The sequence below is a fragment of the Frankia sp. CcMO1 genome (genome assembly GCF_977945845.1).
In genome coordinates this window covers 1-2,697 of the sequence record NZ_CDWTMG010000393.1, presented here as the reverse complement: position 1 = coordinate 2,697, position 2,697 = coordinate 1, and the positions used below count along the sequence as shown (strand labels likewise).

The window sequence follows — 2,697 nt, the reverse complement described above, 5'->3', positions numbered from 1 at the left end:
GATCCCCACTCCTGACCCGCCGGCTCGAGCGGAAACCCGCCTTTCAGCGCATCACGAGACCACCGTCGATCACCACCGACTGCCCGGTCATGTAAGCGGAGTCCGGACCGGCCATATAGGACACGAAGGCGGTCACCTCCTCGGGTATCTGCCCGCGGCCGAGCGGGATCCCGGCGGCGTACTGCTCGAGCGCCTGCCCCTTGCCGAGGCCCAGGTGGCCGCCGAGCTTTTCGGCGATGTCCGCGCCGTCCGCCGCGAGGCGCAACGCGATCGCCCGGCCGATAGTGAACTCCGATAGTGAACTCCGCCATGCCGCCATGCCGCCGTCGGCCATCAGCCCGTGGAAGCCGATCTGGCGGCAGACGTTGTACCGGCCGGCCCGGCACGGCGGGCACTGCCCGCAGCGGTAGATCGGTTCGCCCGTGGCCCGGTCGCCCACGACGACCGAACCGACACCATCGCCCCTGTCGACCACGGTGCCGCCTAACTCGTGCCCCAGGACCAGGGGGATCGACAAGCCGGTCAGCGGACGCGGCTCGGTGGGGAAGAAGAGCGGGCCGGCGAGCTCGGGCCGGGTGGCTCCGACCGGCTGTGGCTCCGACCGGCTAACTCGGGCCGGGTGGTTCCAACCGGGTGTGGCTCCGAGCGGGTAACTCCGACCGGGTGGTTCCGACCGGGTGTGGCCGCGGCCGCCACGGCCAGTCCGGCCTATTCCTACCATCCACCCGCGCGGATTCCCGTGCATCCGCCCACATCATCCGCCGTCGTCCCACCTATTAACCCGGCGGGCTCATCGGATAACCCCCGAGGCCGTTTACGCTGCCCGCCGTCAACCCGCTGACGTGCGGGTTCCCGCCTGCCTCCAGGAATTTCCTTCGCGCCCCCTCAAACCGAGGGGTACTTTGGTGCGGCGACGTGGCATGACGCCCCCGAAGGAGCCCCTTTCGGGGTAGCATTCAAGACTACCCTCGGGCCTTCCGGCCGGGGGGAGCAGTATGTTCTTGGCATGGGAGCGACACCATTGACGACCGGCCGGAGCAAGGAGATAGGGGACGTAATGAAGTAACAAATACGTGATCGAGAGCATCATCACAGGTCACAGGCCTGTGGAGGGTTCGAAACGCGCAAGTTATTGCATTTCGACTCCATAACCTTTTCGATGTAGCCGGCAGCGGGCATCCGACGAAGACGGACGGCCAGCCTGGAGCGGAGCCGACGTGGCAGTGTGCCCACTTCACCCGCGACCGGATCATGGAAGGCATCACACAAAGGTGGTGTACGGCTGATCCCGGGACCGACCGCCCCTTCATGAATACACCGGTACGCGCCTGGTTGTCCGGGGGCGCCCATCCGGAGGTAGCTGGGTTATCGACGTGGATAGGGAGAGGAGCATAATGGGCCCAGTGGCATCGGATTCGATCCCGATGCAGGTGCGCCTGCACCGGACGATGACCCCTGCCGGCTTTGACCGCGCACCGGGACCATTCGTCGCCGATGGACAGCCGCCCGACTCTCGCACGCAGCGGGAGCGGGTCCGCCTGGCCCAGATCGAGTTGCTGGAGCTGAGCGCCCAGATGACGGCCCCCCATCTCCGGCGGCAGATCCTGCACATCTACTCCCTGCTGCGCAACGAACCGGTCGTCACGCCCGGCCCGCCGAAGCCGCCGCCCTTCCGCCTCACCCTGCGGGAGATGGAGGTGCTGACCCTCGTGGCCACTGGCTGCTCCAACGTCGAGGCGGCGGAGCACCTCACGATCCGCGCCGAGACCGTGAAAACCTACATGCGCAGCATCATGCGCAAGATGGGGGTCCGTAACCGTACGGCAGCCGTGCACGCCGCCCGGCAGAGCGGCCTGCTGGACTGAGCGGCCCGCTGGACCGAGGCGGCGCCGTAGCCCCCCAGCGAGACGACGCGCGGACCGTGACCAGGCGGCGGCATGGACCCGGCCCCGGACGGCTCACCAGCCGAGGAGATCCTCCGGCTGGTCGCGGAGGTAGCGGGCCATCGCGTCCCCGTGCTCACGGCACAGTGCGGCGGCGGTGTCGGCATCGCCGTCCCCCCACCGCCTCGGCGATCCACCGGCACTGCTCCCAGGCCAGGGCGACGCTGGCGGGGTCGGGCAGGAACGGCCGCGAGGCCGGGTACTGCGACAGCGAGCCGAGCACGTCCTCGAAGAGCTGAAGGGTGGGGCTGCGGGCGATCTCGGCGAGCAGCACGCCCCACTGCGCCCGGGTCCGGGCATGGTCGCGGGCATCCCCACCGGCGGTGCCGTCAACGGCGGCGTTGACGGCACCGCCGACGGCGCTGTCGACGAAGGTCAGCAGCCGACCCCGCTCGGCCGGATCCGGATTGAGCGCGGCGAGCCGGGCGCATTCGGTGGTGATGAGGGCGTGGGTCGCGCTGAGGTCGGCGAACGAGGCCCGACGGGTGCGCAGGAAGACCGACGCCATGTGGGCGACCCCGGCCGCGTCCGGCCGCTGCCCGTACAGACCGCCGTGATGACCCCGGCGGACGGTGAGGATCCCCTCGGCCTGCAACAGCCGCACCACCTGACGCAGCGACGGCCGGCTGACGCCGAGCCGGGCCAGCAGCTCGTTCTCCTGGCCGAGGTACAGGTCGCCGTCCTGCCGGCTGAGAATCTCCTCCCGCAGAACATGAGCGACCGCCGTCGCCGTGTTCACCGCGGCCACCCGTTC

General features: G+C 69.5%; 3 protein-coding genes. 1 reads left to right on the top strand and 2 read right to left on the bottom strand.

Translation table 11 applies throughout. The features are described from left to right. Window positions 1-43: 43 nt before the first annotated feature. A complete protein-coding gene (locus tag AC08OU_RS24310; RefSeq protein WP_476601624.1) occupies window positions 44-721 on the bottom strand; it encodes an SDR family oxidoreductase in 678 nt (225 codons plus the stop codon). Window positions 722-1,394: 673 nt separating this feature from the next. Between AC08OU_RS24310 and AC08OU_RS24305 the strand changes: the two genes are divergently transcribed. Next, on the top strand, window positions 1,395-1,865 hold the full coding sequence (locus AC08OU_RS24305) for a response regulator transcription factor (RefSeq protein WP_462188140.1): 471 nt from the start codon (window positions 1,395-1,397) through the stop codon (window positions 1,863-1,865). 154 nt (window positions 1,866-2,019) lie between these two features. Here AC08OU_RS24305 and AC08OU_RS24300 read toward each other — a convergent pair. Beyond that, window positions 2,020-2,697 (bottom strand): FadR/GntR family transcriptional regulator (locus AC08OU_RS24300; RefSeq protein WP_476605911.1); only part of this gene is annotated, 678 nt, incomplete at its 5' end.